An 18,994-nucleotide genomic window follows, 5' to 3' on the forward strand; every position below is an offset into this window, starting at 1 on the left:
TGGTATACGCTTTTCCGGCCCGGGCGAGGGTGGGCGCGGTCGAGGCACAGGGAAAAAGTGCCGAGGGACGAGGATTTTGGGGAGGCGCCGCCCCGCTCACGGGGCGGCGCCCGGCGTCAGGTCAGTAGGCGGCCGGGTCCGGGCTGTCGCTCGGCTTGGCGAAGGCGCTCTTCAGCGCGTCGCTCATCGGCAGGTTCAGGTTGATGTCCCGCGGCGGGATCGGCTTCATGAACCACTTGTCGTAGGTCACTTGAGCCTCGGGGCTCTTGTAGAAGGCGGCGGTGGCGGCGTCCGCGACCTTCTTGAACGGCGCGTCGTCCTTGCGGAGCATGATGCCGTAGGGCTCGGGCTTCGACAGGGCGTCGGTCGAGATCACGTAGGCGCCCGGCTCCTTCGAGCCGGCGGCGAGCGAGGCGAGCAGCACGTCGTCCATCACGAAGGCGGCGGCGCGGCCGGTCTCGACCATCAGGAACGCCTCGGCGTGGTCCTTGGCCGGCAGGATCGTGATGCCGAGCTTCTTCTCGGCATTGTACTCGTTGATCTGCTTGATGTTCGTGGTGCCCGAGGTCGACACGACGGTCTTGCCCTTCAGGTCCTCGAACTTCGTCAGGCCGCTCGACTTCTTGGTGACGAAGCGGTTGGCGGTGAGGAAGTGGGTGTTGGTGAAGGCGACCTGCTTCTGCCGGTCGGCGTTGTTGGTGGTCGAGCCGCACTCGAGATCCACGGTGCCGTTGGCGATCAGCGGGATGCGCGTCGCCGAGGTCACCGGGTTGAGCTTGACCTCGAGCTTGTCGAGCTTCAGCTCCGTCTTCACCGCGTCGACGATCTTGTAGCAGATGTCCATCGCGAAGCCGACCGGCTTCTGGTTGTTGTCGAGGTAGGAGAACGGCACCGACGCGTCGCGGGTGCCCAGCGTGATCTGCCCGGTCTCCTTGATCTTCTTCAGCGTCCCGGTGAGGTCCTGGGCCGAAGCGGCGCCGGCGGAGGCCGCCAGGCCGGCGAGCAGGACGGGAAGCAGGCTTCTCAAACGCATTCGTGCTCTCCTTTTGGGCACAGACCTAGTCCGTCACGGCGATCTTGGCGTCAAGGGTCGGGCTGGAGATGGTGCGGCGGCCGGACGGAGCCTGATTGCGCAGACCGGAGGTTGTGCCCGCTCCGCCCCTGGCAAGGCGCGGGCCAACCGGAGCCGCTCGCCGGCACCGCCTCGTCCAGGCAGCTCCTCGCCCTGGGCTGTTGCACCCTGGCGCCGCCCGCGCGACGATGCCGCCGCCGAGGACGAGGGCCATCGCGGCTCGACGCTTGCCCGGCACCCGTGACGCCCCCGCGACGACGGACCGACGAGACCGATGCAGATCGCCACGCCCTACCTGATGTTCCTCGGCGACGTGCCCGACCGGCTGGCCGCCAAGACCGCCTACGGCATCGTCGACTGGCGGCCCGAATGGTGCGTCGGGCAATTGCGCCTTCCCGGTTGCGCCGCCGATCTCGGCATCCCGGACCTGACGATCGCGGACGGCGTCGCCAAGGGCGCCCGCACGCTGATCGTCGGCGTGGTCAATGCGGGCGGCGTGCTGCCGCCGCACTGGATCGCCACCATCGTCCAGGTGCTGGAGGCCGGGCTCGACGTGGCGAGCGGCCTGCACACCCGCCTCGGCTCGGTGCCGGAGATCGCCGCGGCCGCCTCCCGCCACGGGCGCCAGCTCCACGATGTGCGCCATTCCGACCAGCGCTTCGACACTGGCAAGGGCACGCGGCGTCCGGGCCGGCGGCTCCTCACCGTCGGCACCGACTGCTCGGTGGGCAAGAAGTACACCGTGCTGGCCCTGGAGAAGGGCATGCGCGACCGCGGCCTTGACGCCGATTTCCGCGCCACCGGCCAGACCGGCGTGTTCATCTCCGGCCGCGGCGTCGCCATCGACGCGGTGGTGGCCGACTTCATCTCCGGCGCCGTCGAGTGGATCGCGCCCGCCGCCGCGCCGCACCACTGGGACCTGATCGAGGGCCAGGGCTCGCTGTTCCACCCGAGCTTCGCCGGCGTCAGCCTCGGCCTGCTGCACGGGGCGCAGGCCGACGCCTTCGTGGTCTGCCACGAGCCGACCCGCACGACGATGCGCGGGGTCAAGCATCCGCTGCCGAGCATCCGGGAGGTGATCGACCTCACGGTGCAGCTCGGCCGGCTCACCAACCCGGACATCCGGCCGACCGGCATCGCGGTCAACACGCAGGCCCTGGAGGAGGGGGAGGCGCGAGCGCTCTTGGAAAAGCTCGCCGCCGAGCACGGCCTGCCGGCGACCGATCCGGTGCGGTTCGGCGTCGAGGGGCTGGTCGACCGCCTGGTCTCGGAGTTCCCGGCGTGATCCGGCTCGCGACTGCCATCGAGCGCTGGCCGATCGCCGGCACTTTCACCATCTCGCGCGGCAGCCGGACGGAGGCCGTGGTGGTGACCGCCACGGTCACCGACGGCACCGTCACCGGCCGGGGTGAGTGCGTGCCTTATGCCCGCTACGGCGAGACCGTGGAGGGCGTGCGCGACCTGATCGACCGGCAGGCCGAGGCGCTGGCCGCCGGCCACACCCGGCAGCAGCTCACCGGGCGGATGCCGGCGGGCGCCGCCCGCAACGCCCTCGACTGCGCCCTGTGGGATTTCGAGGCGAAGCGCGCCGGAAAGCCCGCCCACGCGCTTGCCGGGATCTCGGCGCCAGTGCCGGTCACGACCTGCTACACGCTGAGCCTCGGCAGCCCCGAGGAGATGGCGGCGGCGGCCCACGTCGCGGCGGCGCGCCCGCTCCTGAAGGTGAAGCTCGGCGGCGCCGGCGACCCGGAGCGGATCGCGGCGGTGCGACGGGGGGCGCCGAATGCGCGCCTCGTGGTCGACGCCAACGAGGCGTGGTCGCCCGAGACGATCGAGGCCAACCTCGCGGCCTGCACGGCGGCCGGCGTCGAGCTGATCGAGCAGCCCTTGCCGGCGGGCGACGACGGGCTGCTCGCCCGGATCGCCCGGCCGATCCCGATCTGCGCCGACGAGAGCCTGCACGGCGACGTCGACCTCGACGCGCTCAAAGGCCGCTACGACGCGATCAACATCAAGCTCGACAAGGCCGGCGGCCTCACCGAGGCGTTGCGGCTCGCGGAAGCCGCGAAGGCGCGGGGGCTGTCGATCATGGTCGGCTGCATGCTCGGCACCTCGCTCGCCATGGCGCCGGCGATGCTGCTCTCCGGCTTCGCCGATTTCGTCGACCTCGACGGCCCGCTGCTGCTGGCCCGCGACCGCGAGCCCGGGCTGCTGTTCGAGGGCAGCCTGATCCACCCACCGGAGCCGGCCCTCTGGGGATGAGCGACCTATGGACAGGTCCGGCGCGCTTGCGCCGGGCCGGCAAAGGGTGCTCACTGATCGCCAGGGACCGGGAACGGGTCCCGCCTCCGGGAGAGACGAGAACCCATGATCCTGGTCAGCGTGATGTATCCGGGCGGCGGCGACGCCCAGCCCTTCGACCTCGACTATTACCTCAAGCACCACATGCCGCTGGTGCGCGAGCGCTGGTCCTCGATGGGCCTGGAGAAGGCCGAGGTAATCAAGGCCAGCGGCACGCCCGACGGCAGCCCGGCGCCGTTCCAGGTGATCGCGCTCCTCACCTTCCGCTCCCTCGACGATTTCAAGCAGGCGGGCGCGGCCCACGGCAAGGAGATTTTTGGGGACATCCCGAACTTCTTCAAGGGCCAGCCGGTGGTGCAGATCAACGAGCCGCAGAGCTTCTGACGCGTCGGTCATGATCGACATCGTCAAGGTCCTGCGCGAGCAGCACCCGGATCTCGGCCCCTACGTCCTGGCCCTGCGCGAGCGGTCCGGGCTGGTCGCGCCGGACGACCCCGACGCGCTCGCGCCGGAGGTGCGGGACTGGGCGGCAACGGAGGCGCCGAGCACCGCGTTCAGCCGGCGTGATGTGACCTACGCGCCGTTTCCGGGCTGGCCGGAGGAGACCCGCACCCTGGGGGTCGTCGCCTTCGGCAGTGCCGCGGACCTCGCCCGCTTCGCGACGCGCTGGACCTGAGGGCCCCGCCTCATCGGCCCCGCGCGGCGACGTCGCGCGGGGCCGCGGGCTCGGAGGCGAGGCGGGCGCTCACGGTCAGCCCGAGATCGATGCAGAGCACCAGCAGGATGCCGGCGAGCAGCGCGATGACCGTCGCCTGGGCGCGGGGGCTGAATCCGGCCACCGCGGGGCGGGACGCCTCCGTGGCGGCCCGGTCCTGCACCACCGGCGGGGGTGGGTCCCCGGGCTCCGCCTCGACCGGATCCTCCGGGGCGGATACCGTCGCATCCGTGAGGCCGAACCGGGGCCGGTAGCCGCCGACCGGCACGGTGATGCGCACCTCCAGCCCCGCCGGGTGCTGGGCATAGGCATCGTCCAGCGCCCGCCGCAGGCGCCCGGCCTCGACGCGCACGCTGGGATCGAGGCTCGGGTCGAAGTCGGGGTTCCGGCCGAGGGCCTGGGTGGCGATGGTGTAGGCCTTGATGGTCGCGCCGCGCCCGGCCAGTTCCTCCTCCACGACGAAGCGCAGGAAGCGCGCGAGCTTCGGCGAGCGCTGGAAGGGCGGGGCACGCAGAAGGATCTCCAGGGTCTCGACCACGCGGCCGGCCGGAACCTCCTCCTCGGTCTCGAACATCGAACGGCCTTCCCGGCGTGACCGGAGACGCTCCGGCCCATCGCATCCCGCCACCAGGGGTAGCCGGATCCACAGAACTCCCATTGAGTATAGGGATGGGGGCGCCAGATGTTAGCCCCTGTGCTCCGGGAAGGCGATCCGGATTGGGGATAGTCCGTCCTGGGGATGGACAGCCCGGAGAGGTCCGCGAGGGCTCAGTCGCTGCGGGGCGGAAAGGGCACGGTGAAGATCAGGTCTCGCGCCTCGTCGCGCACCTCGACACGCCAAGCGCGCCAGTCGATCCGCGTCGCCTCAGGACCGTTCATCGCGTCGGCGATCAGGATCCGCGCCTGGCTGTGCGCCTCTCCGAGGTCGCGGCAATCGAGCCCGGCCTCGTCGGGCACGCTCTGCGTCGAATCCATGATATCGAAGAAGTAGCGCGGCACGGCTGATCGGACTCGAAGTTTTGCCAGGGCACGGACAAGAAAAAACACCGCCCTGCCGGTCGACGGCCTGGGGCCGCACAGCAATTGCGATGACCACTTGTTAGGCTCACAATTCAGAAACGGAGGGAGCCGGCCAAAGTTCCGCTTGCGACTTACGACAAGGCATAGGCCTTTCGGTCTAGTAACTTGCCTAGTTAAAGGACTATGTCGCCGGATCCTCGTCCCCCGATGGTTGCCGATTCGGCTTGGAACTACGCGGGGGAGGCGTCAATGGGCCTCCCGCTCGACGGCACCGCGCCAGGCAGGCTGCCGGTCGTGGGCCGTCAGGGTGTCGCGCGAGGGCGACCGGCCTGCCTCCAGGAGGGCGGAGCGCAGGCCCGTCCCGAGGGCGCGCCCGGCCTCCGCCGCGGTGACCTCGACCATCCGGGCGCGCATCTCGCCGGGCATCGCGGCGAGGACCGGCCCGGCGATTTCCCCGAGCGCAGCGTCCTTGGGTGCTGGAGCCGTCCGGGCTGGCGCGGGCGCCTCGCCGAGGCGCAGCGGCGACAGGTAGTAGATCGCGCCGATCACCAGCCCGGCCCGCAGCCAGAAGGCCATCCCGTTCCCCCGCTCACCCCGACGACGGCGTCACTCTGGGCGGCAATCGTGAAGCGTTTGCCGACTGGCGCGGCCGATCTGCCGACATGCCTAACGGCCCCCGGCCTCACCCCGATCCTGTTCGCAACCCGCGCGGGGGGCTTCAATTTTTCTGAGCATCCTGCTCAAGCGATTTGATCTTTTCGACAAGGGCGGCCTCTGCCTAGAATCCTGGCCACGCCAAGCCGCCCCCCACCGGCTCCAGAACAACGATCGGGACCCAATGCCGACCGATATCGAGATCGCCCGCGCAGCCACCCTGCAGCCGATCACCGCGATTGCGGAGCGCCTCGGCATCCCCGACGAGGCGCTGCACCCCTACGGCCGGCACATCGCCAAGATTGACCATGCCCATATCCGAGGTCTCGAAGCGAGAGCAGAAGGCAAGCTGATCCTGGTGACGGCGATCAGCCCGACCCCGGCCGGCGAGGGCAAGACCACCACCACGGTGGGCCTCGGCGACGCCCTCAACCGCATCGGCCGCAAGACCGTGATCTGCCTGCGCGAGCCCTCGCTCGGGCCCTGCTTCGGCCAGAAGGGCGGGGCGGCCGGCGGCGGCAAGGCGCAGGTGGTGCCGATGGAGGCGATCAACCTCCACTTCACCGGCGATTTCCACGCCATCACCTCGGCCCACAGCCTCGCGGCGGCGCTGATCGACAACCACGTCTACTGGGGCAACCCGCTCGGCATCGACCTGCGCCGGGTGGCGTTCCGGCGCGTCCTCGACATGAACGACCGGGCCCTGCGCAGCATCACCCAGAGCCTCGGCGGCGTCGCCAACGGCTACCCGCGCGAGGACGGGTTCGACATCACCGTGGCCTCCGAGGTGATGGCGGTGTTCTGCCTCGCCCGCGACCTTCCCGACCTCGAAGCCCGCCTCGGCCGGATCGTCGTGGCGGAGACCCGCGACCGCAAGCCCGTGACGCTCGCCGACCTCAAGGCCACCGGCGCGATGACGGTGCTGCTGAAGGACGCGCTGCAGCCGAACCTCGTCCAGACCCTCGAGGGCAGCCCGGCGCTGATCCATGGCGGGCCCTTCGCCAACATCGCGCACGGCTGCAATTCGGTGATCGCGACCCGGGCGGGCCTCAGGCTCGGCGACTACGTGGTGACGGAGGCCGGCTTCGGCGCCGATCTCGGGGCGGAGAAGTTCTTCGACATCAAGTGCCGGCAGGCGGGATTGAGCCCCTCCGCGGTGGTGATCGTCGCCACCGTGCGCGCCCTCAAGATGCATGGCGGCGTCGCCAAGTCCGAGCTCGGGGCCGAGAACGTGCCGGCCCTGGAGCGGGGCTTCGCCAACCTCGCCCGCCACGTCGAGAACGTGCGCCGCTTCGGCGCGCCGGTGGTGGTGGCGGTCAACCACTTCCACGCCGACACGGAGGCCGAGCACGCGGCCCTTAAGGCGCTGTGCCGCGACCGCCTCGACGTCGAGGCGATCACCTGCCGGCACTGGGCCGAGGGCGGCGCCGGGGCCGAGGGCCTGGCCCACGCCGTCGCGAACCTCGCCGATGCCGGCCCGGCTTCCGCGCCGCGCTTCGTCTACCCGGACGCGATGCCGCTAGAGGACAAGATCCGCACGGTGGCGCAGACGCTCTACGGCGCCGCCGACATCCAGGTGGAATCGAAGGCGGCGGGCAAGCTCGCGGCGTTCGAGCAGGCCGGCCACGGCGGCCTGCCGGTCTGCATGGCCAAGACCCAGTACTCGTTCTCCACCGACCCGACCCTGATGGGCGCGCCGACCGGCCACGTGGTGGCGGTCCGCGACGTGCGCCTCTCGGCCGGGGCCGGCTTCGTGGTGGCGATCTGCGGGGAGATCATGACCATGCCGGGCCTTCCCAAGGTGCCGGCGGCGGAGGGCATCCACCTCGACGCCGAGGGACGCATCGAGGGGCTGTTCTAGGACCCACGCCGGCCGTTTTCGGCCTGCTCAGATCTCGGCCCGCAGCGGCCGGCTGAGCAGGTCCGCGATCGCCGCGTCGAGGCTGAGATTCCCGGAGAGCAATCCGGCCACCGCCTCGGCCACCGGCATCTCGACCCCTCGCTCCCGGGCGAGCGCCACGAGTCCCTGCGCGGTCAGCGCCCCTTCGGCGAGCTTGCCGCCGGCGGCGTCCTCCAGGCTCGCCCCCCGTCCCAGCCGCTCGCCGAAGGCGAAGTTGCGCGACTGCGCGGAGGCGGCGCTGAGCACGAGGTCGCCGAGGCCGGAGAGACCCATCAGGGTCTCGGGCCGGGCGTCCCAGGCGCGGGCAAAGCGCATCAGTTCGGCGAAGCTGCGGGCGACCAGCGCCGCCCGCGCGCTCTCGCCGAGGCCCCGGCCGATCGCCGCCCCGCAGGCGATGGCGAGCACGTTCTTGGCCGCCCCGCCGATCTCGACCCCGCGCGGATCGCTGCCGTGATAGACCCGGAAGGACGGGCCCGACAGGGCGGCGGCGGGCCGCGCCGCCAGGTCGGGATCGCGGCTCGCCAGCGTCACGGCGGTCGGCAGACCCCGGGCGACGTCCGCCGCGAAGCTCGGGCCCGACAGGACCGCGATCGGGGCCCCCGGCGCGGCCTCGGCGGCGACGTCGGTCAGGAAGGCGTTGGTGCCGCGCTCGATGCCCTTGGCGCACAGGACCAGGGCGGCGTCCGGCTTCAGGTGCGGATGCAGAATCCCCAGCACGCCGCGCAGGGTCTGGGCCGGCGTCACCACCAGCACCGCCTCGGCGGCGGCGAGGTCCGCCGCGGACGCGGTCGGGCGCACGCCCGGATGCAGGGGCACGCCGGGGAGGTGGCGGGCATTCTCGCGCGAGCGGACCATGGCGGCGGCGGCCTCGGCGTCGCGCATCCACCAGATCACCGGCCGCTCCGCCGCCGCGGCGGCGTTGGCGAGGGCGGTGCCCCAGGCGCCGCCGCCCAGGACCGCGACCGGGCCGATGACGGTCATTCTGGCTGTCCTGTCATGAAATCCGCCGCCGCCAACCGGTACAGCCGGTGCGGCCGGAGCTCGTGCCCCTCCGGCAGCCCGGGATGGGCGAACCCGCCGACCTCGCTCATGCCGAGGCGCTCCATCACCCGGCGCGAGGGCGCATTCACGTCGGCGGTGTAGGCGACGACCTCGGGAAGCGCGCAGCGGGAGAAGACGTCGGCGAGCGCCAGGCGGGCGCCGCGCACGGCGAAGCCCCGGCCCCAGGCGGGCCAGGCCAGGCGCCAGCCGATCTCCACGAGACCCGTCTCCTGACCGATCAGGGGCCCAAGGGGGAGCGGCCGGGCCGGGCGCCAGCAGCCGACGAAGCCGACGAAGCCCTCCGGCGCCTCGACCACCCAGGGGCCGAAGCCGTCCTCGTCGAAGCGCCGGGCCAGCGCCCGGGCCTCGGCCTGGCTCTCGCGGGCGGTCTTGGGCGCGGGAAAGAACCGCATCACCTCCGGGTCGGCGCAGAGCGCCGCGAAGGGCTCGTCGTCGGCGAGCTGCCAGCGCCGCAAGGTGAAATCGTCGCCGGGCAGGCGGGCGGGCGGCGGCGGCCGCCGGACCTTGCGCCGCCACAGGAGCGAGCGGTGGTTGAGCACCGCGAGGTCCTGCCGTCCGGCCAGCACCGCCTCGCCGAGGCCGAGGGCGACCGCCAGACGCTCGGGCGGCATGTTGGCCCAGGCGGGCGGGGCGACGCTCTCGCGCCAGGGCCCGCCGCAGGCATTGTCGAGCAGGATGCGGGCGAAGCAGTGGTTGCGCGAGACCGGCCAGTCCGGGTGCGCGGCCGCCGCTGCGGGCAGGCGCTCGTCGACCAGGTCTCGCCAGCGGCGCTGCTGCGCCTCGGCCTCCGCGGGGGTCATCCGGCGGCGGTCTCGGCCGGGACAGCATCCTTCGCGAGATCTTTCGCCTGGGCGAAGGGCCAGCGCGGCCGGGCCGGCGCGGTGATGTCGTCGGTGAGGCCGAGGCGCAGGCGCTCGATGCCGGCCCAGGCGATCATCGCGCCGTTGTCGCCGCAGAGCGGCAGGGGCGGGGCGACGAGGGGCAGCCCGGCCTCGCCGGCCTGGTGGGCCAGCGCCCGGCGCAGGGCGCCGTTCGCCGCGACGCCGCCGGCCGCCACCAGCGCGGTCGGATGGCCGGCGACGGGTCCGAAATCGCGCAGGGCCACCCGCACCCGGTCGACCACCACGTCGACCACCGCCGCCTGGAAGCTGGCGCAGAGGTCGGCGACGTCCTGGTTGGTGAGGGGCGCGATGCGCTCGGCCTCGATCCGGAGCGCGGTCTTGAGGCCCGACAGCGAAAAGTTCGGCTCGCGCCGGCCGAGCATCGGCCGCGGCAGGGCGAAGCGCTCCGGGTTGCCGCTCTCGGCGGCGCGCTCGACCTCCGGCCCGCCCGGATAGGCAAGGCCTAAGAGCTTCGCCACCTTGTCGAAGGCCTCGCCGATGGCGTCGTCGATGGTGCCGCCGAGGCGCACGTACTCGCCGACGCCCTTGACCGCCACGAGCTGGGTGTGGCCGCCGGAGGCGAGCAGCAGCAGGTAGGGGAAGGCGAGGCCGTCGGTGAGCCGGGCGGTGAGGGCGTGGGCCTCGAGGTGGTTGACGGCGATCAGGGGCTTTCGCGCGACCAGCGCCAGGGTCTTGCCGGTGACGAGCCCGACCAGCACGCCGCCGATCAGCCCAGGCCCCGCCGCGACCGCGATGCCGTCGAGGTCGGAGAGCCGCATGCTGGCATTGTCCAGCGCCCGGGCGACGAGCCGGTCCAGCACCTCGACATGGGCGCGGGCGGCGATCTCCGGCACCACGCCGCCATAGGCGGCGTGCTCGGCGATCTGGCTCAGCACCTCGTTGGAGCGGATCGCGCCGCGCCCATCCTCCTCCACCGTCACGATCGCGGCCGCGGTCTCGTCGCAGGTGGTCTCGATCCCGAGGACGTTCATGGTGTGGGCTTGGTCTCGCGAGGGGGCTGGCACGCCGCGCGGCGGCCGGTATGGTGCCCTTCAGATAACCCGCCGGTGCCGGGTCGGCAAAGGGGTCGGATGCATGAGGGAGGGCGCATGAGGGGAGGGTGCGTGACGCCGGCGACGGCGTGCGGGACCGCCCTCAGGGTCTGGGTCGCGCGGCCGCTGCCGGCCGGGGCGCGCACGGCCGCGCGCGTCGCGGCCCTCGGCCACCGGCCGCTCCTCGCCCCCGTCCTCGATCTCGCGCCCAGCGGAGCGCCGGCCCCGGAAGGCCCGTTCGACGCCCTGGTCCTAACGAGCGCGAGCGCGGTGCCGGCCCTGGAGGGGTCTCCTCTCGCGGTGCTGCCGGCCTGGTGCGTCGGCGCCCGCACGGCCGAGGCCGCCCGGGCGGCGGGGCTCGCGCCCGTCCTTGAGGCCGGGGGCGACGCCCTCGCCCTCGCCGACCTGATCGGCCGGTCGCTGCCGCGGGGCGCGCGGCTCCTCCACGCCGCCGGGCGCGAGCGCAAGGACGAGCCGGGCGATACGCTGGCCGCCCGCGGCTACCGGCTCACGGTCTGGGTCGCCTACGCCGCCCGGCCCCTGCCAGCCCTGCCGGAGCCGGTGGCAGAGGCGCTCGACCATGACGGCCTCGACGCGGCCCTGCACTATTCCCGGCGCAGCGCCGCGACGGCGCTCGGCCTCGCCCGGGCGGCGGGGCGCGAGGCGGCGTTTTCGCGCGTGGCGCATCATTGCCTGTCGGCGGACGTGGCCGCGCCCCTGGTCGCGGCCGGGATCCTGTCCCATGTCGTCGCGACGCGGCCGGACGAGGAAACCCTGCTGGCCGGCCTGCACCCCATTCGACAGGACAGTGACGCAGAGGCGTCGCCGGCCCTTCGCCCGGGCCGGGAGCGATGCTAAGGGACGATCAACCCATGCGCGGCCCGGGCGGGATCCTGCCCCGCGGCCGCGCTCACGCCGCGCCGATCAGGCCGCCGTCCGGCGCGCCCCGGCCCGGACCCACAGGTGAGGATCTTCGGCCGTGACCCCCTCCGACAAGGACCAGAAGGATTCGCGCAACCGTCCGGGCGGGCGCGGCGGCAACCCGGCGGATGGGCCGATCATCGACCTGAAGGCCACCCGCGTGCCCGACGCGCCCAAGAGCGAGCCGGGCAAGACCGAACCCGGCAAGACCGAACCCGGCAAGACTGGGCCGGGCAGCACCGGGCCCGCGAAGCCGGCCGAGGCGGCCAAGGATGCGTTCAAGACGGATGCCGCCAAGACGGATGCCGCCAAGACAGAGACGCCGAAGCCCGGCACGACCGCTCCCGTGACTGCGGCCGTGAAGCCCGGCGAATCGCCGAAAGCGGCCGAGGTGAAGCCGGCCGACGCCCCGAAGCTCGGCCCGACTGGCGCGGCGTCCGGCCCGGCCTCGCCTCTCGGCGCCTCGGCGCCGAAGCCGGCTGGCTTTGCGCCCGCGGGGTCCGCAACGCCCACTGTCGGTGCGACGGCGACCACGCCCCCGAAGCCGGGCGAGGCCAAGCCCGCGGACATCAAGCCGACCGATGCGAAGCCGGGCGAGACCAAGCCGGGCGAGACCAAGCCGGGGGACGGCAAGCCCGGCACTCCGCCCTCCGCGACGGGTCCCGCTTCGGCCGCGTCCACGACGCCGTCCGCTACGGGCGGCGCCCCGAAGCCTGCGACCGGCACCGTCGTCACCGGCCCCGGCAGCGGCCCGCTCAAGGTCGGCGACGCCAAGCCGGGTGATGTGAAGCCGGCCGATGCGAAGCCCGGCGCGCCGGCGACCGGCATTCCCGGCGGCAAGCCGCCGGAATCGGGCAAGCCCCTGGACGCCAAGCCGCTCGATTCGAAACCCGTCGACTCGAAACCTCTGGACACGAAGTCGCCCGCCGCCGGCACCGGCGCGACGGCGGGGGCCGCCTCGGCGGGCTCGCGCCCGAACCCGGCCAGCCCGGCCGGCGCGACGCTCTCGGCGGTGCCCAAGACGGGCCCGCAGACGAGCGGGACCGGCACGACGCCGCCGAAGGACGCACCGAAGCCCGAGGCCGCCCGGACCACGAGCGCCATCCCGGCCGCCGCCACGGCACCGCAGGCCAATTCGGGCACCAAGTCCGGCGCCGGGTTCGGCTCACTGCTCGCCGCCTCGCTCCTCGGCGGGGTGGTCGGGGCGGGCCTCCTCTACGGCGTGACGACCTACGGCCCGCTCTACGGCCTGAACCTGCCGAAGCCGGCCGCGCCCGAGACCGACGCGGCCGGCACCGTGCCGCTGGAGCAGCGCCTGGCCGACCTCGCGCCGCGCGACAGCGTCCAGGCCCTCGACCGCCGCATCGGCTCGCTCGAGGCGACCCTGCGCCCGCTGCCGGACGCGGTGCGCGCCGCCGACGCCGCGGCCAAGACCGCGGGCCAGCGCGCCGACGAGGCCCTGCGCAAGGCCGAGGCCGCGCCCGCCGCGGCATCCGGACAGGCGGCGCCCGCGGCCCAGGCCCCGAGCCAGCCCGCGACCCCGCCCGCGGCCTCCGGCATCGACCCGGCCCGCCTCCAGGGCATCGAGAAGCAGCTCGCCGACCTCCAGGGCCGCACCGGGGGTGATGCGGGCCTGCGCCAGCGCATCGACGGGCTCGACAAGGGGCTGAAGGCGCTCCAGGCCGATCTCGGCACCCGTGCGGCGGCCGACGAGCAGGCCGACAAGGCGCTCGGCCAGCGCCTCGACGAGCTGCGCCAGACCCTCGACGGCCGGGCCAAGGCCGCCGACCAGCGCTTCGACGCGCTTCAGCAATCCGTCGACGCCCGCGGCAAGACCGTCGACCAGCGCCTCGCCGACCTTGCCAAGGCGGTGGAGGGACGGGCCGAGGCGAGCAGCGTCCAGGCGGCGCTCCGGGTGGTGGCGTCCGACCGGATCGCCAGCGCGCTCGCCACCGGCGCGCCCTACGCCGACGCGCTGGCGACTTTGAAGCAGCTCGATCCCGGCCAGGCCGGGGCTCTGGCGCCTCTGGAGCCCTTCGCCCAGAGCGGCGCGCCGACCGCGGCGTCGCTCGCCCAGAGCTTCCAGCCCGTCGCCGCGAAGCTGAACGCGGCGGCTCTCGCCGCCCGGCAGCGGGCGGTGGCCGAGCGCGGTAGCATCACCGACAAGCTGACCAGCATGGCCGAGTCGATCGTCTCGGTGCGCAAGGTCGGGAGCGAGGGGGCGGCCCCGGCGCCGAGCAATGCCGCCGACCCGACCGAGGCGGGCGTCGCCAAGGTCCAGGACGCCCTGTCCCGCGGCGCGGTGGCGGAGGCGGCGCAAGCCTTCGACGCCCTGCCGGAGCAGGCCCGCCAGGAGGCCGGCGATTTCGGCCGGCGCCTGAAGGCCCGCGCGGCGGCCGGCGAGGCCGCCCGGGCGCGGCTCGCCGCCTCCTTCGCGGCCCTCCAGGGCCCGGCGACCCGCTGACGCTCCGCCCGCTTCCATCCTCCGGGAGGGAAGCGGCGCCCGTTTCCGGTGCGGCCGCCACGGCGGCCGCGGTGACATCCCGGGGCTCGCTCGACGCCCCCTCGCGCGCCCGGTGCGGCAGCGCGGCTTTCTGGAGTTGATCGACCGATGTGGCGCGCACTCGCCTTCCTGGCTCTCCTCGCCCTCGCCGCCTACGGGGCGGTCTGGCTCGCCGACCGGCCCGGCGTGGTCACCGTGACCTGGGGCGGCTACGAGCTGGCGACCAGCCTCGCGGCCGCGCTCGTCGGCGTGATGGTGCTGGCGGTGGTGCTCGGCTTCGTCTGGGCCTTCGCCCGCGGCATCCTGAACCTGCCCGAGCGGCTGACCCTGTCGAGCCGGCGCCGACGCCAGGCCCGGGGCTACAACGCGCTCTCGCGCGGCATGGTGGCGGTGGGCTCGGGCGATCCGATCGCGGCGCGCCGCCACGCCGGCGAGGCCGAGCGACTGCTCGGCCCCGAGCCGCTCGCCCTGCTGCTGACCGCGCAGGCCGCCCAGATCTCCGGCGACCGCGCCGGGGCCGAGCGCGCCTTCCAGCGCATGGTCGACGATCCCGAGACCCGGGTGCTCGGCCTGCGCGGCCTGTTCGTCGAGGCCCGGCGCCAGGACGACGAGACCACGGCCCGCGCCTACGCGATCGAGGCCGCCCGCCTCGCCCCGAGCGTGACCTGGGCCAACGAGGCGGTGATGGAGAGCCAGTGCGCCGACCGCGACTGGTCGGGCGCCCTCGACACCGTCTCGCGCCGCGCGGCGCTCGGCCTCTCCGACAAGGCGGCGATGCGGCGCCAGCGCGCGGTGCTGCTCACCGCCAGCGCCCTCGACCTCGAGGCGGGCGATCCCGAGCGCGCCCTGGCGCAGGCCCGGGAGGCGGTGAAGCTCGCCCCCGATCTCGTGCCGGCTGCCGCCGTGGCCGGCCGCCTCTTCGCCCGCCGCGGCGACCTCAAGCGCGGCGCCAAGGTGGTCGAGGCGGCCTGGCGTGCCAACCCGCACCCGGACCTCGCCCGGGTCTATCTCGACCTGCGCACCGGTGATTCGAGCCGCGACCGGCTCGCCCGCGCCGAGACCCTAGCCCGGATCTCGTCCTGGCACCCGGAAGCGCGCTTCGCCATCGCCCGCGCGGCGATCGACTCCCGGGAGTTCAGCCGCGCCCGCGACGTGCTGGCGCCGCTGCTCGCCGACCAGCCGACCGCCCGTGCCTACGCGCTGATGGCCGAGATCGAGGAGGCCGAGCACGGCGCCCAGTCCGGCAAGGCCCGCGAGTGGCAGGCTCGGGCGAGCCGTGCCCCGCGCGACCCGGCCTGGTGCGCCGACGGCCTCGTCACCGACCGCTGGGCGCCGATCTCCCCGGTCAGCGGGCGCCTCGACGCCTTCGTCTGGCAGACCCCGCCGGACCTGCTGGGCCGCGCCCATTCCGGCCCCGCCCACGAGCCCGAGCCCGCCGCGACCTCGCACAATCCGGGCTCGCTCAACGGTGGAGCAATGCCGAAGGCCGACAATGGCACCGCCACGATCGGCACAATCCCGCCCGGCACGGTGACCTCGCCGGTGGTGCCGGTGCCGGTGAAGGTGCCGGAGGTGGTCGGGCCGGGGCGCTGACGCCGCCCGGCCTGACGGTCGGTAGGCTCGACACTCGGCGGTAATACCTCTCGACGTCATCCCAGGTTCCGCTGCGCGGCCCCGGGATGACGTCGAGGGTTCGAACTCGTTCGACAATCCGAGCAGGCTCAGCCCGGCCGCCTCTCCACCCCCGCCCAGCGCCGCCTCACGCTCCATTCGTAACGCGAATCGCCGTCGAGCAGGTGCAGGTGGTCCTGGAGCCGGTTGCGCTCCAGCCAGGCGAGGGCCGCCTCCAGCTCCTCCGCCGTCATCGCGGCGCGGCTCTTGTTGTTGAAGAGGCGCTTGAGCACCGCGTTGTAGCGGTGGGCCAGGGACGCGCCGCGGGGCAGCCGCAGCTCGGCCTCGTCCTCCACCGCCTGCGCCGTCACCATGGCGGCAACCCGGGCGCGCAGCGCCCGCTCGACCCGCGAGGGCGGGACCGGGCCCGCGTCGGTGCCGGGTTGCCCGGCCTCCCGCTGGGCCTCGGGCCTTGCCATCGCCACGGAGGGGCCGGGCCGCAGCATCGCGTAGCGCAGTCCGAGCGCGTTGCTCTCCAGCGGCACGATGCCCTCGTCGGTCTCGCGCGCCAGCGGCCGCGGCTCGGGCGAGGCGGCCCCCGTCGGGCGCTTGCGCGGCCGGGTCGCCGTCGCCTGCTCGGTCTCGATGCGGGCGCGGAACTGCGCGAAGAGCGGATCGTCGGGGTGGAAGACCAGGGCGTGCTGGTCGGCGTAGTCGCCCGCATGGGGATCGACCCGGGTCGCCCGAGCGATCATCTGCTCCAGCCAGGGCCGCGAGCGGATATGGGTGAGGGCCGCCACCACCGCGACCTCCGGGGCGTCCAGCCCCTCATAGGCCATTGCCACCGTCACCAGCACGGCGGGCTCGGGGGTCAGCCGGAAGGCGGCGAGCGCCGCGTGGGCGTCGGCTTCCGCCGAGGTGGCGATACGCACGTCGCGGCGCGCCTGCTCCTCCGGCATCCAGGCCTGGATCATGGCGTGGTAGCTCTGCGCGCTCGCCTGATCGGGGGCGACGACGAGGAGCTTGCCGAGGCCCCGGACCGCCTCGGTGGGGCTAAGGCCGCGCTTGCGCCGGCGCTCGGCCCGCACGCGGCGGGTGGCGAAGAAGGCCTCGCGCAGCAGGTCGCGGGCAAAGCCCGTGCGGAGCGCGGTGAACAGGGCCGGCCGTGTCGTCGCGCTCGGGCCCGACCCCGAGAGCCGGTGCGGGCCGACCCGGGCCTGGCCGCTGGTGCGTCCGCCCTCGAGCCAGCTCGCCTCGCCGTCCAGCGCACCGAAATTGACCGGCAGCACCGCCTTCTCGGCCAGCGCCTCGGCGCGGGAATAGCCGATCACCGCCCAGCCCGGGGCCTCGATGTCCGGTACCGGCGCGCCGCCCTCCGTCCGGTAGGGCAGCCAGAGGATGCGCCGACCGTCCGCCCGCTCCAGGGTGCCGGAGAGGAGGAGGCGCACGCTCGCCTCGCGGAACAGCGGCAGCAGGGCGCTGCTCCAGGCCGCGGCCTCGCTCCCCGCCTCGCCGTCGGCGATGGCCGGCAGGTGGTGGACCTCGTCGACGACGAGAAGGGTGCGGTGGCGCCGCATCTCGGAAAGGTGCAGGGCGGGGGAGGCCGCCACCGCCTGGTAGGTGGTGACGTAGCCGGCGAGCCCCCGGCTCGGATCGGGCGAGTTGTCGGCCGCCCGCACCGAGAGGGCGTGGCCGAGGGCTGCCCGCCAGGCCGGATCGGCGAAGGCCTCCTCGGCCTGGAGCCGCAGGGAATCCCGCGGCACGATCCAGACCACCCGGTCGACGAGGCCCGCCGCGATCAGTTTCGACGCCGCGATGACCGGCAGCAGCGACTTGCCGCCGCCCGGCGTCACCGCCGCCAGGATGTCGGTGATGCCCGTGGCCTCGCCGCGGGCGAGCGCGCCCACGAGTTCGGACAGGCTGCGCTGGTGGCTGCGCAGGGGGCGGGACGGGGCGCTCACGGGTGGAGGGAATCGCGAACCATCCCCGGACCATGCCGGAGCCCGCCTCCCTTGTGAATCCGGGGGACAAGCAGCTTTTCCGCGTTCCCCACATCACAAAACGCTTGTACCGGCCTTGACCTCTCAGCCGCGGCCGCGCTCCAGCAGCCGCGACACCACCCGGGCGGTGAAATCGACCATCGGGACGATGCGGGCGTAGTTGAGCCGGGTCGGCCCGATGACGCCGACGACGCCGACGATGGTCTGGCTGCCGTCGCGGAAGGGCGCCGCGATCATCGACGAGCCGGAGAGCGAGAACAGCTTGTTCTCCGAGCCGATGAAGATCCGCACGCCCTCGCCGCCCTCGGCGCGGGAGAGGAGGTCGATCACGTCCTTCTGGCTCTCCAGGTCGTTGAAGAGCAGGCGGATGCGCTCCAGGTCTTCCGCCGCCCGCAGGTCGTCGAGGAGGTTGGCCTGGCCGCGCACGATCAGCTGGCGCTCCTCGCTCGGGCCGACCGAGCGGGCGAGGCCCGCATCGACCAGGCGCCCGGTGATCTCGTCGAGCTCCTGCTTCATCGCCTCCCGCGCGGCCTCGATCTCGCCGCGCACCTCGCCGAGGGTGCGGCCGCGGATGCGGGCGTTGAGGAAGTTCGAGGCTTCCTGCAGCGCGCCGGCCGGCAGGCCCTGCGGCAGGTCGAGCAGGCGGTTCTCGACCGAGCCGTCGTCAGAGACCAGGACCACCAGGGCGCGGCCGGGATCGAGCCGCACGAACTCGATGTGGCGCAGGCGCGGGTTCTGCTTGGCGGTGACGACGACGCCGGCGCCCCGCGAGATGCCCGAGAGCAGCACCGAGGCCTCGGTGAGCGCGCTCTCGAAGGTGTGGCGCGAAGCGGCGGCGCGCATCTGCGCCTCGATCCGGCCCTTCTCCTCCTGGCCGACATCGCCGAGTTCGAGCAGCGCGTCGACGAAGAAGCGCAGGCCGTGCTCGGTGGGGAGCCGGCCGGCGCTGGTATGGGGGGCATAGATCAGCCCGGCCTGCTCGAGGTCCGACATCACGTTGCGGATCGAGGCCGGCGAGAGCGCCATCGGCAGGATGCGGGCGAGGTTGCGCGACCCCACCGGCTCCCCCGTGGCGAGGTAGCTCTCGACGATCTGGCGAAAGATTTCCCGCGAGCGCTCGTTGAGCTCGGCAATGGCACGGGCCTGTCCGGAGCCGCCGGACAGGGGTGGAAGGTCGCGCGTGTTCATCAACCCTACGGGAGCCATACGACCCCTTACTGTGATGCGAGCCCGCGCTTCGTGCAAGCGGACGCGACGCCGCGCGGCGGTCCGATTTCACGTCCGCAATGGATGTCGTCACCT

At 73.7% G+C, this 18,994-nt stretch carries 17 protein-coding genes; 8 read left to right on the plus strand and 9 right to left on the minus strand.

The features are described 5' to 3' along the window. Positions 1-121: 121 nt before the first annotated feature. Positions 122-1,033 (minus strand): amino acid ABC transporter substrate-binding protein, encoded by a 912-nt coding sequence (locus ABZT49_RS32510; RefSeq protein ID WP_093567523.1) that lies wholly within the window; start codon positions 1,031-1,033, stop codon positions 122-124. Between the two features lie 313 nt (positions 1,034-1,346). On the opposite strand from ABZT49_RS32510, the gene dgcN reads away from it, so the two are divergent. The 4 genes from dgcN to ABZT49_RS32530 all read left to right on the plus strand — a co-directional run bounded on the left by dgcN (position 1,347) and on the right by ABZT49_RS32530 (position 4,049). Next, on the plus strand, positions 1,347-2,357 hold the full coding sequence (gene dgcN / locus ABZT49_RS32515; protein ID WP_355292529.1) for an N-acetyltransferase DgcN: 1,011 nt from the start codon (positions 1,347-1,349) through the stop codon (positions 2,355-2,357). After that, positions 2,354-3,334, plus strand: a complete 981-nt coding sequence (dgcA, locus tag ABZT49_RS32520; protein ID WP_355292531.1) for an N-acetyl-D-Glu racemase DgcA — start codon at positions 2,354-2,356, stop codon at positions 3,332-3,334. The genes dgcN and dgcA overlap by 4 nt, the downstream gene beginning before the upstream one ends. 105 nt (positions 3,335-3,439) lie before the next feature. After that, positions 3,440-3,757, plus strand: a complete 318-nt coding sequence (locus ABZT49_RS32525) for an EthD family reductase (RefSeq protein ID WP_355292533.1) — start codon at positions 3,440-3,442, stop codon at positions 3,755-3,757. 10 nt (positions 3,758-3,767) lie between these two features. Further along, positions 3,768-4,049: a hypothetical protein gene (locus ABZT49_RS32530; protein ID WP_355292535.1), complete on the plus strand. Its 282-nt coding sequence runs from the start codon at positions 3,768-3,770 to the stop codon at positions 4,047-4,049. A gap of 10 nt (positions 4,050-4,059) precedes the next feature. Here ABZT49_RS32530 and ABZT49_RS32535 read toward each other — a convergent pair whose 3' ends face one another. The 3 genes from ABZT49_RS32535 to ABZT49_RS32545 form a co-directional block, all read right to left on the minus strand. Continuing rightward, complete coding sequence (locus ABZT49_RS32535; protein ID WP_355292537.1) at positions 4,060-4,662, minus strand: hypothetical protein; 603 nt, start codon at positions 4,660-4,662, stop codon at positions 4,060-4,062. A 194-nt stretch (positions 4,663-4,856) separates the two neighbouring features. Beyond that, positions 4,857-5,087 (minus strand): DUF6894 family protein, encoded by a 231-nt coding sequence (locus ABZT49_RS32540; RefSeq protein ID WP_355292539.1) that lies wholly within the window; start codon positions 5,085-5,087, stop codon positions 4,857-4,859. Between the two features lie 267 nt (positions 5,088-5,354). After that, positions 5,355-5,684: a hypothetical protein gene (locus ABZT49_RS32545; protein ID WP_355292541.1), complete on the minus strand. Its 330-nt coding sequence runs from the start codon at positions 5,682-5,684 to the stop codon at positions 5,355-5,357. A gap of 262 nt (positions 5,685-5,946) precedes the next feature. Between ABZT49_RS32545 and ABZT49_RS32550 the strand changes: the two genes are divergently transcribed. Further along, positions 5,947-7,623 carry a formate--tetrahydrofolate ligase gene (locus ABZT49_RS32550; protein WP_355292543.1) on the plus strand — a complete coding sequence of 559 codons (1,677 nt, stop codon included), beginning with the start codon at positions 5,947-5,949 and terminating at the stop codon, positions 7,621-7,623. A gap of 27 nt (positions 7,624-7,650) precedes the next feature. Here the strand turns inward: ABZT49_RS32550 and ABZT49_RS32555 are convergent, their stop codons facing one another. The 3 genes from ABZT49_RS32555 to tsaD are packed head-to-tail and all read right to left on the minus strand — an operon-like array spanning position 7,651 to position 10,597. Next, entirely contained in the window at positions 7,651-8,643 is a 993-nt protein-coding gene (locus ABZT49_RS32555) for an NAD(P)H-dependent glycerol-3-phosphate dehydrogenase (RefSeq protein WP_355292545.1), read from the minus strand. After that, the gene (locus ABZT49_RS32560) at positions 8,640-9,524 is read right to left on the minus strand and encodes a GNAT family N-acetyltransferase (protein ID WP_355292546.1); all 885 of its coding nucleotides are present in this window, start codon (positions 9,522-9,524) and stop codon (positions 8,640-8,642) included. The genes ABZT49_RS32555 and ABZT49_RS32560 overlap by 4 nt, the downstream gene beginning before the upstream one ends. After that, positions 9,521-10,597, minus strand: coding sequence for a tRNA (adenosine(37)-N6)-threonylcarbamoyltransferase complex transferase subunit TsaD (tsaD, locus tag ABZT49_RS32565; protein WP_355292548.1), 1,077 nt, complete (start codon positions 10,595-10,597; stop codon positions 9,521-9,523). The genes ABZT49_RS32560 and tsaD overlap by 4 nt, the downstream gene beginning before the upstream one ends. Before the next feature lie 117 nt (positions 10,598-10,714). On the opposite strand from tsaD, the gene ABZT49_RS32570 reads away from it, so the two are divergent. From ABZT49_RS32570 to ABZT49_RS32580, 3 genes are all read left to right on the plus strand, one after another. After that, positions 10,715-11,515, plus strand: coding sequence for a uroporphyrinogen-III synthase (locus tag ABZT49_RS32570; protein WP_407943618.1), 801 nt, complete (start codon positions 10,715-10,717; stop codon positions 11,513-11,515). 121 nt (positions 11,516-11,636) lie between these two features. Beyond that, complete coding sequence (locus ABZT49_RS32575) at positions 11,637-14,042, plus strand: hypothetical protein (protein ID WP_355292552.1); 2,406 nt, start codon at positions 11,637-11,639, stop codon at positions 14,040-14,042. Between the two features lie 147 nt (positions 14,043-14,189). Next, on the plus strand, positions 14,190-15,674 hold the full coding sequence (locus tag ABZT49_RS32580) for a heme biosynthesis HemY N-terminal domain-containing protein (RefSeq protein WP_355292554.1): 1,485 nt from the start codon (positions 14,190-14,192) through the stop codon (positions 15,672-15,674). Between the two features lie 128 nt (positions 15,675-15,802). Here the strand turns inward: ABZT49_RS32580 and ABZT49_RS32585 are convergent, their stop codons facing one another. Together ABZT49_RS32585 and hrcA are read right to left on the minus strand one after the other, a co-directional pair. Further along, positions 15,803-17,653, minus strand: a complete 1,851-nt coding sequence (locus ABZT49_RS32585; RefSeq protein WP_355292556.1) for a DEAD/DEAH box helicase family protein — start codon at positions 17,651-17,653, stop codon at positions 15,803-15,805. A gap of 123 nt (positions 17,654-17,776) precedes the next feature. After that, positions 17,777-18,880, minus strand: a complete 1,104-nt coding sequence (gene hrcA, locus ABZT49_RS32590) for a heat-inducible transcriptional repressor HrcA (RefSeq protein WP_355292558.1) — start codon at positions 18,878-18,880, stop codon at positions 17,777-17,779. Positions 18,881-18,994 lie beyond the last annotated feature (114 nt).

The organism is Methylobacterium sp. EM32, from assembly GCF_040593685.1.
Lineage (GTDB): Bacteria > Pseudomonadota > Alphaproteobacteria > Rhizobiales > Beijerinckiaceae > Methylobacterium.